Here is a 14035-nt window from a genome sequence, read left to right as displayed (position 1 = left end):
CCGTGAGGGACGGTCCGCGGGCGCCGCGGAGGGCTCAGCTGGCCTGGCTGACCGTCGACATGTTGAAGTCGGGGACCCGCACCGCGGGCATGACGGCGCGGGTGAAGTAGTCGCTCCACTCACGGGGCAGCGTCCGCTCGGCGGCACCGACCTCGGTGAGGCGGCCGAGCAGGCCGACCGGGCTCTCGTTGAAGCGGAAGTTGTTCACCTCACCCACGACCTCACCGTTCTCGACCAGGTAGACGCCGTCGCGGGTCAGGCCGGTCAGCAACAGGCTCTGCGGGTCGACCTCGCGGATGTACCACAGGCACGTCAGCAGCAGGCCCCGGCCGGTCGAGGCCACCATCTCGTCGAGTGAACGGCCGTCCCCGGGACCCGTCATGATCAGGTTGTCCGTCGCCGGGGTCACGGGCAGGCCGGTCAGCTCCGCCGAGTGCCTGGTCTGCAGCAGGTTCGCCAGCCTGCCGTCGGAGATCCAGTCGGTGGGCGCCAGCGGCAGCCCGTTGTCGAAGACCGAACTCTGCCTGTTCGAGGAGTGCGCCACCACGAAGGGGGCGGACTCGACGCCGGGCGCCGCGGGGTCGCTGCCCAGGCGGACGGGCAGCGGGCAGAGCGTGTCCCCGACACGGGTGCCGCCACCGGGCCTGGAGAAGACCGTGCGGCCCTCCATCGCGTCCCTGGCCCCGGCCGTCCAGTACAGGTAGATCATCAGATCGGCGACGGCCGAGGGCGGAAGCAGTGTCTCGTAGCGGCCCGCGGGCAGGTCGATCCGCCTCCTGGCCCATTCGAGGCGGGTGGCCAGCGAGGCGTCGAGCGCCGCCACGTCGACGTCGGAGAAGTCCGGGGTCGCCACCCCCGCCCAGGCCGAGCGCCGCATGTCCGGCGACTTGGCGTTCAGCTCCAGGCGCCCCGTCGGCTGCGTGTGGCGGAGCCTGGTGCCCGCCGAGGTGCCGACGAAGGTGGTGGTGACGAGGTGCTCGGCGAAGCCGTACAGCCTGCGCCCGCCCGACTCGGCTGCGGCGAACGTCTCGCCGAGCGCCGGGGCGAACGCGCCGAAGACCCCGATGGAGGTCGGCTCGGCCGCCTCCTGCCAGTCGGCCGACTGGGCGCCCTCGGCCAGCGGCCTGGCGTCCTCGGACGGCCTGGCGTCCTCGGCCGCGTGGTTGGCCGCCGCGACGATGTCGGCGAGCTGCTCGGGGCGGGCCGCCGCCCGCGAGACCACGCCGACCCCCCGTCCCGCGACCGAGATCACGGTGAGCTGCGACGAGCGGGTCACGCCGTTGGTCGTGAGCGTGTTGCCCGCGAACCGCAGGTTGGCGCTTGAGGTCTCGTCCACGATCACGACGGTCTCGTCGGCCGTGGACAACTCCAGTGCCCTCTCGATGATTTCCTGGGGACTCATCCCACTCCTTGCCCGGTGGTCCGCAGGGGCGTCCCCCGGCGTGCGGTGTTCGTCGGTTGCCCGCTCGTGGGCGTGCTCTCCAGGCCCGGGCCAGGGAGGGCGTACCCGTCTGCCCACCGGCTCACGTGCCACTCTCCCGCAGGGTATTCAGGACGCGCACATCCCGGAAGAGCGCCGTGGGGCAGCCGTGGCTGACCGGGGCCACCTGGCCGGGCTGGCCCTTGCCACAGTTGAACGCGCCGCCCAGCACGTAGGTCTGCGGTCCGCCGACGGCCGCCATCGACCGCCAGAAGTCGGTGGTCGTCGCCTGGTAGGCGACGTCGCGAACCTGGCCGGCGAGCCTGCCGTTCTCGATCCGGTAGAACCGTTGCGCGGTGAACTGAAAGTTATATCGTTGCATGTCGATCGACCAGCTTTTGTCACCGACCACGTAGATGCCGCGTTCGACCCCGGAGATGAGCTCCTCGGTCGAGGGGCCCTCGGGGGCGGGCAGCAGCGAGACGTTGGCCATGCGCTGGATCGGGGGATGGCCGGGGGAGTCGGCGAACGCGCAGCCGTTGGAGGAGCCGAGCCCCTTCAGCAGCGCCATCCTGCGGTCGAGCTGGAAACCGGTCAGGACGCCGTCCGAGACGATGTCGAACCGCCTGGCCGCCACACCCTCGTCGTCGTAGCCGATCGTGGCCAGGCCGTGCTCGGCGGTGCGGTCACCGACGACGTTCATCGCCCGCGAGCCGTACACCAGGGTGCCGAGCTGGTCGAAGGTGGCGAAGCTGGTCCCGGCGTAGGCCGCCTCGTAGCCCAGGGCCCGGTCGAGCTCGGTGGCGTGCCCGACCGACTCGTGGATCGTCAGCCACAGGTTCGACGGGTCGATCACCAGGTCGTAGCGCCCGGCCTCGACGGAGGGGGCGGCGAGTTTCTCCGCGAGGTGCTCGGGGATGCGGGCCAGCTCGCCGGGGAAGTCCCAGCCGGTGCCGGTGAGGTACTCGTAGCCGCGCCCGACCGGAGGGGCGAGCGTGCGCATCGACTCGAACCTGCCGTCCTGGGTCCGTGTCGCCTCAAGCTGGGGGTGCACGCGCACCCGCTGCTGCGTGATCGAGGCACCCGCCGTGTCGGCGTAGAACTTCTGCTCCTTGACCTGCATCAGCGAGGCCTGTACGTGATCGACCCGCGGGTCTCGCAGCAGCCCCTCCGACCAGGCCGCCAGCAGGGCGACCTTGTCGCGCATCGGCACCTCGAACGGGTCGACGTCGTAGGAGGAGACCCAGGTGACCTCCGAGTGGACCGGCTCAGGGGCCAGTTCGACCGGCTCGCGGTTGACCGGCGCGCAGACCACGGCCACCTCGACCGCCTGCTCCGCGACCCGCGCGGCCGCCTCCGCGGTGAGCTCGACACCGGCCGCGAACCCCCAGGTGCCGTCCTTGACGACCCGTACGGCGTAGCCGAGGTCGTCGGCGTCGGAGGACCCCTCGGGCAGCGCGTCGGACAGGTTGAGTGTCTCCGCGCGGACGCGCTCGAACCGGAAGTCGGCATGCTCGGCGCCGAGGTCGCGGGCGCGCTGCAGAGCCGCGTCCGCCAGTCGCCTCATCGGCAGGGCGAGGAAATCGGGATCGATCTGGCGCATGTCAACGATCCTAACCCTGTGATCTTGTCCCTCACGGACAAGAGGTTTACCGCCGGGTAGCCGCTAGCGTCGGGTGCATGGCTCGATCTGTTCTCGTAACCGGCGGCAATCGCGGCATAGGCCTCGCGATCGCCCGCGAATTCGCCAGGGCCGGTGACTCCGTCGCCGTGACCTACCGCTCAGGGCAGCCCCCGGAGGGTCTGTTCGGCGTGCGCTGCGATGTGACCAGCATGGCCGACGTCGACGCGGCGTTCGGGAAGATCGAGGCCGAGCACGGCCCGGTCGAGGTGCTCGTCGCGAACGCGGGCATCACCAAGGACACGTTGCTGCCGACGATGAAGGAGGAGACCTTCACCGACGTCATCGACGCCAACCTGACCGGCGCCTACCGGGTCGCCAAGCGAGCCACGCGCGGCATGCTCAGGCTCAAGCGCGGCAGGATCGTGCTCATCTCCTCGGTGGTCGCCATGCTCGGCTCGGCCGGCCAGAGCAACTACGCCGCCTCGAAGGCCGGGCTGATCGGCTTCGCCAGGTCGGTGGCCAGAGAGCTGGGCTCGCGCGGCATCACGGTCAACGTGGTCTCGCCCGGGTTCGTCGAGACCGACATGACGGCCGAGCTCGAAGAGGCCTACCAGGAGCAGATCCGTAAGAACATCCCGCTGGGACGCTACGCGAGCACCGAGGAGATCGCGCGCGTGGTCGGGTTCCTGGCGAGCGAGGACGCCGCCTACATCACCGGGGCCGTGATCCCCGTGGACGGCGGCCTGGGAATGGGGCACTGACAATGGGAATTCTCGAAGGCAAGCGCATCCTGGTCACCGGTGTCCTGACCGAGGCCTCCATCGCGTTCTCCGTCGCCAAGCTGGCCCAGCTGGAGGGCGCGCAGGTCGTGCTGACCGGCTTCGGCAGGCTCAGCCTGGTCGAGCGCATCGCCAAGCGGCTGCCCGAGACGCCGCCGGTGATCGAGCTGGACGTGCAGAACACCGAGCACCTCGACTCGCTGGCCGACCGGGTCGGCGAGCACCTCGACGGCCTCGACGGCGTGGTGCACTCCATCGGCTTCGCCCCGCAGAGCTGCCTCGGCGGAAACTTCCTGAACACCTCGTGGGAGGACGTGGCCACCGCGGTGCACGTCTCGACCTACTCGTTCAAGTCCCTCGCCGTGGCCTGCCTGCCGCTGATGAAGGAGGGGGGCGCGGTCGTCGGGCTCGACTTCGACGCCAGCAAGGCCTGGCCGGTCTACGACTGGATGGGCGTGGCCAAGGCCGGGCTTGAGTCCTGCTCCCGCTATCTGGCCCGTGACCTGGGCAAGCACAACATCCGGGTCAACCTGGTGGCCGCGGGGCCGCTGCGCACGATGGCCGCCAAGAGCATCCCGGGCTTCGCCGAGTTCGAGGACAGCTGGCCGGAGAAGGCACCGCTCGGCTGGGACCTGCGCGACACCGTGCCCGCGGCCAAGGCCTGCCTGGCACTGATCTCCGACTGGTTCCCCGCGACGACCGGGGAGATCGTCCACGTCGACGGCGGCGTGCACGCGATCGGCTGACCGGCGGTTCAGGCCGTCCTGTGCCGCTTCATCCGCAGCGGCTCAAGCGGGATGGACTTCTCGCCGATCCGCCTGACGTACAGCAGGCGGACGGCGAGGATCGCCGCGAGCAGCAGCACGGCGGTGAACGCCGTGCCCAGCGGGTCCGGTGTCTTGGTCGGTGTGACGGCCCGCTGGAACCTGCGCATGACCGGGCCCGCGGGCCACAGCAGTTCGAGCCGGGGCGCCTCGGCGTCGACCGTGGGCGGCGGGGTCTCGGAGCCGGTGGCCTCCCCACGCCTGCCGCCGCGTTCGCCGCCCCCGTCGGTCTCCGCCACGCGCCTGCGGGTCTGCGGAGGACGCGCCTGCTCGCCCGCCTGCCGCCGCGTGGCCTCCTCCGCGGGCACGGTGCCGCCGGCGTGGGAGGGCCGGGGGCTCGGGGAGGCGTGCGGGGACGGTGCCGTCTTGTGGGCCGGGTTCGCCGAGGTGCCCGCACATCCGGGGGAGTCGGACAGCGGGGAACAGGCGCCGCCCGGGTTCTGGGACGGCAGGACGTCGTTGTCCGCCGGATCCTGGATGTCGGGGACGTCCTGGACGTCCGCGGTGTCCTCACCCCAGGGGGTCACGAGGATCTCGGGAAGGACGGACGGCTGGGGCTGGTCCAGAACGCTCTCCGCGTCCAGCACGTCGGCCCCGCTCTGCGCCTTTCCGATTTTATCGCCTTTTTTGGCGTTATCGTCTTTCTTGCTCTTTCCGGCTTTTTCGGTATGCGGTGGGGTTTCCGCGTTCTGTCCGTAGCCGTAGCCCTCCCCGCCGGGGGAGGGGCCGCCGGCCGGTCCGTTCGCGGGGCCGCTCGTGGCACTGCTCATGGCGCCGCCCGGAGTGGCGCTCACGGTGTCGTCCGGCGGGCCCCCCGCCGTGTCGCTCACAGTGGTGCCCGCGGTGGTGCTCATGGTGACGTTCACGGTGTCGTCCACGACGACGCCGCCGAGCAGGGCGCCGCCCACAGCGTCACTCACAGCGTCACTCACAGTGTCGCTAACGGTGTCGTTCGCGGTGGCACTCACGGTGTTGCCCAGGACGCCGACCGCCTCGCACAGACCGCCGGTCACCCCGCCGAGAAGCCCGCCGCCCTCACAGTCACCCGCCTGGGTGACGGCGCTCACGGGGGCGGGTGCGACGGCGAGCAGTACGCCGCCGAGTGTCAGCGCCAGGGCGCCGACGGAGATCGCGGTTCGCAATTGTCCCCCTTGTGCATCGGTGACGGAACGTCGCTGACACCTGAGTGCCCCTCCTGTCACCATTGACAGTTTTGTGGGGAGGCCAGGGTTTTCCACGTAAAGTTGCCATTCGGTATCGAGTAGTGATACGCGAGATGGATTCTCGTTCTGTTCGGGCTCGCTTTCCTCGTTCCGAGTTCCTCAGTCCGCCGAGACGTCGTCAAGAGCCTCTCTGATCTCCACCGGCAGGACGAGGTCCTCCGACTGGAGCACCCCGGTCAGCTGGGCACAGGTCCTGGCGCCGACGATCGCCGCCGCGACCCCCGGCTGGTCCCGCACCCAGGACAGGGCGACCGACAGTGGCGAGACCCCCAGCCCCTCGGCCGCGGTCGTCACCGACTCCACGACCCGCCGGCACCTCTCGTCCAGGTACGGCGTGACGAAGTCGGCGAAGTGCGGGGTCGCGGCCCGGGAGTCGGCGGGGATGCCGGTGCGGTACTTGCCGGTGAGGACCCCCCTGCCCAGGGGCGACCAGGCCAGCACCCCCGCGCCGACGTGCTCGGCCGCCGGGACCAGCTCACGCTCGGCCTCCCGCGCCAGCAGCGAGTACTCGACCTGGGCCGCGACGATCGGCGTCCGCCCGGGGACCGCCCGCTGGCTGACGGCCGCCGCCGCGAGCTGCCAGCCCGTGTAGTCGCAGACACCCGCGTAGGCCGCCCTGCCCGAGGACACGATGGCGTCCACCGCGGCCAGGGTCTCCTCAAGCGGCACCTCCTGGTCGAAGGCGTGTAGCTGCCACAGATCGACCTCGTTGATCCCGAGGCGACCGAGGGAGGCGTCGATGGCCGCGATCAGGTGCCTTCTTGAGGCGTCGCGCGGCCTGTGCCCGGCCGGGGTGAGCACGGCCTTGGTCGAGATCACCAGCTCGGAGCGGGGCACCGAGTCCCGCATCATCCGCCCGAGCAGCCGCTCCGCCTCGCCGCCCGAGTAGACGTCCGCGGTGTCGATGAGGGTGCCCCCGGCATCGGCGAACGTCCGGAGCTGCGCCGTGGCCTCCTCCGCGCCGGTGTCGCGTCCCCATGTCATCGTCCCGAGTCCGAGGCGGGACACCGACAGGCCGCTCCGGCCCACATAGCGCTGCTCCATGATCCGGCCAGGGTACCGCCCGGCCGGTTAAAAGTAGTGGAGCGAGGCCTGCAAGACTTGCCCGCGTGACGACCCTGTTGCTGGCCAGACACGGCCTGACCCCCCTCACCGGTCCCGTGCTGGCGGGCTGGACGCCAGGACTCCACCTCAGTGACGCGGGCCGGGCCCAGGCCGAGGCTCTGGCCGTACGGCTGGGCCCGCTGGAGCTGGACGCGATCGTCTCCAGCCCGCTGGAACGCTGCCAGGAGACGGCCGGAGCCGTGGCGGCCGGGCGGGAGACCGAGGTGGTGACCGACGAGCGGTTCGGGGAGTGCCGCTACGGAGACTGGACCGGCCGCCCGATCGCCGAGCTGGCCAAGGAGCCCCTGTGGCGGGTCGTGCAGACCCATCCGAGCGCCGTGACCTTCCCCGGCGGGGAGTCGCTGGCCGCCGTACAGCACCGGGCGGTGAGCGCCGTCAGGGAGTGGAACGAGCGGCTCGGCCCGAAGGGGGTCTATCTCGTCTGCAGCCACGGAGACGTGATCAAGGCCATCGTGGCGGACGCGATGGGCCTGCACCTTGACCAGTTCCAGCGGATAACCGCCGACCCCGCCTCACTCACCGCGATCCGCTACACCCCCCTGCGCCCCTTCGTGCTCAGGCTCAACGACCTGGGCGGAGAGGTCGCCGGGCTGCGCCCGCCAGAGGAAACCCAGGACGGAGCGGGGGAGAAGGACGGGGGACAAAACCTCACCGAGAGCGACGCCGCGGTCGGCGGCGGTGCCGGGACCACGTAAGGTCAGGGCTATGCCGGTCTTCGACTACGACCCACCTGAGAGATTCGTGGCCGGTGCCGTGGGGCAACCGGGATCGCGAGCGTTCTTCCTGCAGGCCCGCGGGCAGGGCCGGCTGACCACGGTCGGGCTGGAGAAGTTCCAGGTCGCCGCGCTGGCCGACCGGCTGGACGAGCTGCTCGACGAGGTGCTGCGGCGCGGAGGGGCCCAGGTGCCCGCCGCCGCCCCCGCCGCGCTGACGGACAACGACCCGCTCGACGTGCCCATCAGCGAGGACTTCAGGGTGGGCGCCATGGCCCTGGCCTGGGACGCGGAGACCGCTCAGGTGGTCATCGAGGCGCAGGAGGCCGTCGCGGAGGACGAGGAGGACTTCGAACCCTCCCCGCTGTCGGAGCCCGCGGTGCTGCGCGTGCACATCAGTCCCGCCGCCGCCAGGGCCTTCACCAGGCGCGCCATGGCCCTGGTCGCCGCAGGACGCCCACCGTGTCCGTTGTGCGGCCAGCCTCTCGACGCGGATGGGCATATTTGCGTGCGTCTCAACGGTTACCGGGGTAGGAGCGCTTCACAGGCAGAAGGAGGCGAATGAGTGCCGAGGGCGAGTTCACGCTGAGCGCGGCTCCCATGGCGGGACTGGACGACGAGACCGCTCTGCGTCTGCTCCGCGACGGGCACCTGGAGGTCGAGGGCCGTCTGGTCGAGGCGAGCAACATGACGCTCTACTGTTCGGTCCGGCTCGGCGGCCTGTCCGCCGCCTGCGTGTACAAGCCGGTGCGTGGAGAACGCCCGCTGTGGGACTTTCCCGACGGCACTCTCGCCGCCCGCGAGGTGGCCGCCTTCGAGGTCTCCGCGGCCACCGGCTGGCGGATCGTCCCGCCGACGGTCTACCGTGACGGCCCGTTCGGCCCGGGAATGTGCCAGATGTGGATCGACGCCGACCCCGACGCCGACCTGATGGTCCTCATCCGCAGCCGCCAGCCCTCCCTGCGGCGGATGGCGGTCTTCGACGCCGTCGTCAACAACGCCGACCGCAAGGGCGGCCACCTGCTGCCGCTGCCCGGGGGGCACGTCCACGGCGTCGACCACGGGGTCTGCTTCGCCACGGAGAACAAGCTGCGCACCGTGCTGTGGCAGTGGCGTGGCAAGCCGCTGTCGCGCGAGGCCGTGAACGTCCTGGCACGTCTCGAACGTGACCTGGAACAGGGAGGTCTCGGCCGCCGGCTGCGCGAGCTGCTGACCCCCGCCGAGGTCCAGGCGACGGGCGAACGGGTTCGCAGGCTCCTCGACACCGGCCTGCACCCCCTGCCCTCCCAGGACTGGCCCGCCATTCCCTGGCCCCCGATCTGAGGTTCTTGATCCGAGGCCCTGATCCGAGGGACCCCGGTCCGGCCCGTCCGGCAGCGGGGGCGTAGCCTGCCGGGCATGTGCACGGTTGTGGTCAGCGTCGATCCCGGCGCCGACGTTCCCCTGATCATGGTCGGAGTGCGAGACGAGTTCGTCGACCGGCCGTGGTCGCCCCCGGGGCCGCACTGGCCGGGCCTGTTCGGTGGACGCGACCTGCTCGCGGGCGGGACCTGGCTCGCCGTGCATCCGGCGGAGGGCAGGATCGCCGCGCTGGTCAACGGGCAGGGCGTGCCCGCCCCGCAGGAGGGCAGGATCTCGCGTGGGGGGCTGCCGCTGACGGCCGCGGCCGAGGGCGGTCTCACGGGCCTCGACCCCGTGGGCTACGACCCCTTCCACCTGGTCCTGGCCGACCGGAGCGGAGTCCGGCTGTGGCACTGGGACGGGACCGGGCTGTGGGACGAGGAGCTCCCCGAAGGAACGCACATGATCGTCAACAGCGGCTGGGAGCGCGGTGAGGAGAACGAGCGGGTCGCCTTCTTCCGCCCGCTGTTCGCCAAGGCCACCAGGCCGGACACCCTCGGCGGCCCCTGGCGGGAGTGGCGGGAGGCCGCCACCGGTGCGGGCCTGGCCAGGGACGATCCCCGGGCCATGATCGTCCGGCACGAGCTGCCCGACGGACGCGTCTTCGGCTCGCTGTCGGTCTCCCTGCTCGGGTTGTCCGCCGAGGGCGTCCGCTACGACTTCACCGGCGATCCGCGGGACCCGGCGGCCTTCCGCCGCGTCCTGCCGGAATGATCCACGGGGTCGCCGAGGTTGAGAAAGTGCCCCTGTACCACCCACCGTCCCTGCCTGACCGGGACGGTCTGTCTGCTGGATAGGCTCATCACATGAGATCGTGGTCTGCGCCGAAGGTCCCTCGGCTTCCCGGTGCCGGTGTCCCGTTGCGGTTGTTCGACACCGCCTCCGGGGAGACCGGCCCCACCAGGCCGGGCCCGACGGCGCGGATGTACGTCTGCGGCATCACGCCGTACGACGCGACCCACCTCGGGCACGCCAACACCTACCTCGCCTTCGACCTGGTCAACCGCGCCTGGCGGGACGCCGGTCACGAGGTCCACTACACCCAGAACGCCACCGACGTCGACGACCCGCTGCTTGAGCGGGCGGAGCTGACCGGCGTCGACTGGCGTGAGCTGGCCGAGCGTGAGATCGAGCTCTTCAGGACCGACATGGAGGCGCTGCGGATCCTCCCGCCGCGCGAGTACGTCGGGGTGACCGAGGTCGTCGACCAGGTCGCCGAGCTGATCGAGCGCCTGCGCGACAAGGGCGCGACCTACGAGCTCGACGGTGACGTCTACTTCGACGTCGCGGCGGCGCCCAAGTTCGGCGCCGTCTCCGGATATCCGGAGGAGCTGATGCTCACCCTGTCCCGCGAGCGCGGCGGCGACCCGGACAGGGCGGGCAAGAAGCACCCGCTCGACTGGCTCCTGTGGCGCGCCGAGCGTCCCGGTGAGCCGTCCTGGTCCTCGCGCCTCGGCAGGGGCAGGCCGGGCTGGCACATCGAGTGCACCGCCATCGCGCTGGCCAACCTGGGCAGCGGGTTCGACGTCGCGGGCGGCGGTTCCGACCTGATCTTCCCGCACCACGAGTGCGGCGCCCACGAAGGCCATGTGGCCTGCGGGGAGTGGCCCTTCGCCAAGGCGTACGTCCACGCGGGAATGGTCGCCCTCGACGGCGAGAAGATGTCGAAGTCCAAGGGCAACCTGGTCTTCGTCTCCAAGCTCCGCAGGCAGGCCGACCCGATGGCCATCCGGCTGGCGCTGCTGGCCCACCACTACCGCGCCGACTGGGAGTGGACCCCCGACCAGCTGGCCTCCGCGGAGGTACGGCTGGCCCGCTGGCGCTCGGCGACCGGGCTGCAGACCGGTCCCCAGGCGCGTGACCTGCTTGAGGAGGTCAGGGCCAGGGTCGCCGACGACCTGGACGCCCCGGGGGCGCTGGCGCTGATCGACGGCTGGGCGGAGCGGGCGCTGGCGGACGGCGGCACCGACCCGCAGGCGCCCGGGCTCGTCAAGGACATCACCGACGCGTTGCTCGGCGTCGAACTCTGAGAACGCGCAGGCCCGTGCCGCGGAGAGCGGCACGGGCCCGAGGCCGGGACGTGCGACCGGAAGGCAATCCGGTGCTCCGGCGGGAGACCTGAGGTCAGGGTCAGACGATCCGGACCTGCTCGGCCTGCAGACCCTTCTGGCCCTGCGTGATGACGAAGCTGACCCGCTGGTTCTCCTCCAGGGAGCGGTAGCCCCTGGAGTCGATGGCCGAGTAGTGCACGAAAACGTCGGCGCTGCCGTCATCCGGCGCGATGAATCCGAAACCCTTTTCGGCGTTGAACCACTTGACGGTACCTTCGGACAAAACCCACTTCTCCTCGTCGGGAGCCTCACCGGACCGCCAAGCCGGCGGTTCGGGGCTGCGTTGCGGGCCTCGCCTGCACCCACGAAACCATCGGGAGAAACCGGAAAGCCCGCCGTCGGCGGACCTCATTGAGCACTTGAGATGATAAGGCTTGCTGAGAACTACGACTGCAACCGGGCGACCTTATCAGAAGGGTTATCGTCTGACAAGTCACGAGTTGGCGGCGAAGAACCGTTCCTGCTCCTCCTCGGGGAGCCGGTCGACGAACAGGACGCCGTCGAGGTGGTCGGCCTCGTGCTGCAGGACCCGGGCGAGGGTCCCCAGGGCGCGGACGGTCACGGGCTTGCCGAACATGTCGCGGCCACGGGCCGTGACCATGTAGGAGCGTTCCAGCGGCCACCAGAGGCCGGGCGCCGACAGGCACGCCTCATCGGCCACGATTCTGCGCTCTGACGCCTCGATGCGCGGATTGACCAGATGCCCGGACCTGCCGTCGAGCTCGTAGACGAGGACCCGCAGCGAGACGCCGATCTGCGGGGCGGCCAGACCGGCTCGGCCCGAGCCCGCGCGCAACGTCGCCTGGAGCGACTTGACCAGGCCGCGCAGCTCGCGGTCGAAGTCGGTCACCGGCTCGGACGCGGTCCTGAGCACCGGGTCTGCGAACAGTCGAATCGGCTGGACGGTCACGCGCACTCCCCGGGTCGGCGGGCGGACAGGCACACGATTCCCATTGTCGCCTCCGGCCAACCCCCGTGGGGGCCGCTTGGCCGTATGGGCGAAGGGTGCGCACCGGTCTTCCTGCCGGTGCGCGGGCTCACTCCGGCGGGGTGCCGCCGGCGGGGTCCTCGCCGGGGGCGCGCTCCAGACGCAGCTCGCGGATGATCTCCTCGGCGCTGTCGTCCCGCGACGGCAGGAAACCGGTGCCGACGAACATCTCGTAGTAGGCGTGGCGGAAACACCCGGCCAGCAGCAGCCGGGCGCTGGCCAGCGGGTCCGCGTCCGCCGAGATCCGGCCTATCCGCTGCTCGGCAGCGAGGTACTCGGCCAGGGGGACGACCTCGGACATGGGGCCCATCTCGCTGTCACGCATCGCCTCACGGAAGCGGACGGTGACCGAGGGGGAGGTGAAGGCGGGCAGCGCCGCGGCCTGGACCTCCAGGTAGTAGTCGATGCCCGCCCTCGCGATGGGCAGCAGGTTGTCGTTCACCCGTCCTTTTCCGACGAGATACATGAGGTCGTCGAGAATGCGCACCCAGACCGGAAGCCGGTCCTGCAACAGGGCGAGGAACATGTCGACCGCCTGCCCGGGGGTCGTGCCCCGCACCTGAGGGTAGGAGGGGACGTTCTCACCGTCCTCGCGTTTCATGATCACGGCCATCTCGAGGACACGGCGTCGCGCCTCCTGTGCCTTCTGGTGCGGATCGAGCTGTGGAGTGGCCATGATCGCCCTAACGTGCGCTGTCACGTGGACAATGTTCGGCGCGGTGACGGGCCCGTTCACCGGTGTTTACAGAACGGTGTTTCTCCTGGTCGTCCAAACGTCGTGAACCGGTTTCCCAACCCGGTGCGACCCGAAGGAAGACCCGGATGGTCACCGATTATCACTCTAAATCAGTGGAGAAAGGAGTAAACGATTATAACTATGTCGCGGGCGTCTCAGCCATCGCCGTCGCGATCTCTGCGCCGGAGATAGCGTTCGAACTCCGCGGCGATGGCGTCGCCGCTCGCCTCGGGCAGCTCGGCGGCGTCCTTGCGCTCCTCAAGCTCCTTGACGTAGTCGGCCACCTCGCTGTCCTGTGAGGCCAGCTCGTCCACCCCGTGCTCCCAGGCCCGCGACTCCTCCGCCAGGGCGCCCATCGGCATCGGGATGTCGAGGAGGTCCTCCATCCGGCTGAGCAGCGCCATGGTTGCCTTGGGGTTGGGCGGCTGCGCCACGTAGTGCGGCACCGAGGCCCACAGTGAGACCGCGTGCACCCCGGCGGTGCCGAGCGCGTGCTGGAGCACGCCGACGATGCCGGTCGGCCCCTCGTAGCGGTTCAGTTCCAGGTTGATCGCCCTGGCCAGCCCCTCGTCGGTCGCCGAGCCGACGATCGGCACGGGCCGGGTGTGCGGGGAGTCGTTGAGAAGCGCGCCGAGCAGTACGGCCAGCTCGACGCCCAGTTCGCGGCAGATCACGACGATCTCCTCGCAGAACGAGCGCCAGCGCATGTTGGGCTCGATGCCGCGCACCAGCACCACGTCGCGGTCGGCGCCGGGAGGACGGGCGAAGGACAGCTTGGTCGTCGGCCACGTGATGGACCTGGTCAGGCCCTCACCCATCTCCACGATGGGGCGCGTCACCTGGAAGTCGTAGTACTCCTCCGGATCGAAGGAGACCAACGGGGTGGCCTTCCACTCCTCCTCAAGGTGTGCGATCACTCCGCTCGAAGCCTCGCCCGCGTCGTTCCACCCCTCGAACGCGGCGATCAGCACCGGGTCGACGAGCTCGGGTAGACCTTCGAGTTCGATCACGCGCGGCCTCCTCCTGGTTTCCTCGCCGTACTGTCTATCCCGCTAAGCCTATGCTGTGAGGGGGCCTTTACGTCACCTTCC

General features: G+C 70.5%; 15 protein-coding genes. 7 read left to right on the top strand and 8 right to left on the bottom strand.

What is annotated here, in order from left to right:
- Nucleotides 1-34 precede the first annotated feature (34 nt).
- Together ACFOYY_RS18510 and ACFOYY_RS18505 are read right to left on the bottom strand one after the other, a co-directional pair.
- Nucleotides 35-1402: a metallopeptidase TldD-related protein gene (locus ACFOYY_RS18510; RefSeq protein ID WP_386190393.1), complete on the bottom strand. Its 1368-nt coding sequence runs from the start codon at nt 1400-1402 to the stop codon at nt 35-37.
- A gap of 121 nt (nt 1403-1523) precedes the next feature.
- Nucleotides 1524-3023, bottom strand: a complete 1500-nt coding sequence (locus tag ACFOYY_RS18505) for a TldD/PmbA family protein (protein WP_352013126.1) — start codon at nt 3021-3023, stop codon at nt 1524-1526.
- A gap of 77 nt (nt 3024-3100) precedes the next feature.
- Here ACFOYY_RS18505 and ACFOYY_RS18500 point away from each other — a divergent pair, with 77 nt between their 5' ends.
- Nucleotides 3101-3805 (top strand): beta-ketoacyl-ACP reductase, encoded by a 705-nt coding sequence (locus tag ACFOYY_RS18500; RefSeq protein WP_352013125.1) that lies wholly within the window; start codon nt 3101-3103, stop codon nt 3803-3805.
- 2 nt (nt 3806-3807) lie between these two features.
- Nucleotides 3808-4569 carry an enoyl-ACP reductase FabI gene (fabI, locus tag ACFOYY_RS18495; RefSeq protein ID WP_352013124.1) on the top strand — a complete coding sequence of 254 codons (762 nt, stop codon included), beginning with the start codon at nt 3808-3810 and terminating at the stop codon, nt 4567-4569.
- A gap of 8 nt (nt 4570-4577) precedes the next feature.
- Here the strand turns inward: fabI and ACFOYY_RS18490 are convergent, their stop codons facing one another.
- Together ACFOYY_RS18490 and ACFOYY_RS18485 are read right to left on the bottom strand one after the other, a co-directional pair.
- The gene (locus tag ACFOYY_RS18490; RefSeq protein ID WP_386190392.1) at nt 4578-5789 is read right to left on the bottom strand and encodes a hypothetical protein; all 1212 of its coding nucleotides are present in this window, start codon (nt 5787-5789) and stop codon (nt 4578-4580) included.
- 180 nt (nt 5790-5969) lie between these two features.
- The gene (locus ACFOYY_RS18485) at nt 5970-6914 is read right to left on the bottom strand and encodes an aldo/keto reductase (RefSeq protein WP_352013122.1); all 945 of its coding nucleotides are present in this window, start codon (nt 6912-6914) and stop codon (nt 5970-5972) included.
- Between the two features lie 65 nt (nt 6915-6979).
- On the opposite strand from ACFOYY_RS18485, the gene ACFOYY_RS18480 reads away from it, so the two are divergent.
- The 5 genes from ACFOYY_RS18480 to mshC all read left to right on the top strand — a co-directional run bounded on the left by ACFOYY_RS18480 (nt 6980) and on the right by mshC (nt 11139).
- Entirely contained in the window at nt 6980-7690 is a 711-nt protein-coding gene (locus tag ACFOYY_RS18480) for a histidine phosphatase family protein (protein ID WP_352013121.1), read from the top strand.
- Between the two features lie 10 nt (nt 7691-7700).
- Entirely contained in the window at nt 7701-8273 is a 573-nt protein-coding gene (locus tag ACFOYY_RS18475) for a DUF3090 domain-containing protein (protein WP_352013120.1), read from the top strand.
- Nucleotides 8270-9031 carry an SCO1664 family protein gene (locus tag ACFOYY_RS18470; protein WP_352013119.1) on the top strand — a complete coding sequence of 254 codons (762 nt, stop codon included), beginning with the start codon at nt 8270-8272 and terminating at the stop codon, nt 9029-9031. Before ACFOYY_RS18475 ends, ACFOYY_RS18470 begins: the two co-directional genes overlap by 4 nt.
- A 75-nt stretch (nt 9032-9106) precedes the next feature.
- Nucleotides 9107-9823: an NRDE family protein gene (locus ACFOYY_RS18465; RefSeq protein ID WP_386190391.1), complete on the top strand. Its 717-nt coding sequence runs from the start codon at nt 9107-9109 to the stop codon at nt 9821-9823.
- A gap of 92 nt (nt 9824-9915) precedes the next feature.
- Nucleotides 9916-11139, top strand: coding sequence for a cysteine--1-D-myo-inosityl 2-amino-2-deoxy-alpha-D-glucopyranoside ligase (mshC, locus tag ACFOYY_RS18460; protein ID WP_352013117.1), 1224 nt, complete (start codon nt 9916-9918; stop codon nt 11137-11139).
- Nucleotides 11140-11239: 100 nt separating this feature from the next.
- Here the strand turns inward: mshC and ACFOYY_RS18455 are convergent, their stop codons facing one another.
- From ACFOYY_RS18455 to ACFOYY_RS18440, 4 genes are all read right to left on the bottom strand, one after another.
- The gene (locus tag ACFOYY_RS18455) at nt 11240-11443 is read right to left on the bottom strand and encodes a cold-shock protein (protein WP_352013116.1); all 204 of its coding nucleotides are present in this window, start codon (nt 11441-11443) and stop codon (nt 11240-11242) included.
- 210 nt (nt 11444-11653) lie between these two features.
- Nucleotides 11654-12130, bottom strand: coding sequence for a peptide deformylase (gene def / locus ACFOYY_RS18450; protein ID WP_352013115.1), 477 nt, complete (start codon nt 12128-12130; stop codon nt 11654-11656).
- Nucleotides 12131-12257: 127 nt separating this feature from the next.
- Entirely contained in the window at nt 12258-12908 is a 651-nt protein-coding gene (locus tag ACFOYY_RS18445) for a hypothetical protein (protein ID WP_352013114.1), read from the bottom strand.
- Nucleotides 12909-13099: 191 nt separating this feature from the next.
- A complete protein-coding gene (locus ACFOYY_RS18440; protein WP_352013113.1) occupies nt 13100-13954 on the bottom strand; it encodes a PAC2 family protein in 855 nt (284 codons plus the stop codon).
- Nucleotides 13955-14035 lie beyond the last annotated feature (81 nt).

It is taken from the genome of Streptosporangium jomthongense (assembly GCF_042650425.1).
Classification (GTDB): domain Bacteria; phylum Actinomycetota; class Actinomycetes; order Streptosporangiales; family Streptosporangiaceae; genus Streptosporangium.
The sequence above is the reverse complement of the archived record's forward strand: the minus strand, read 5'-3'. Positions and strand labels throughout refer to the sequence as shown.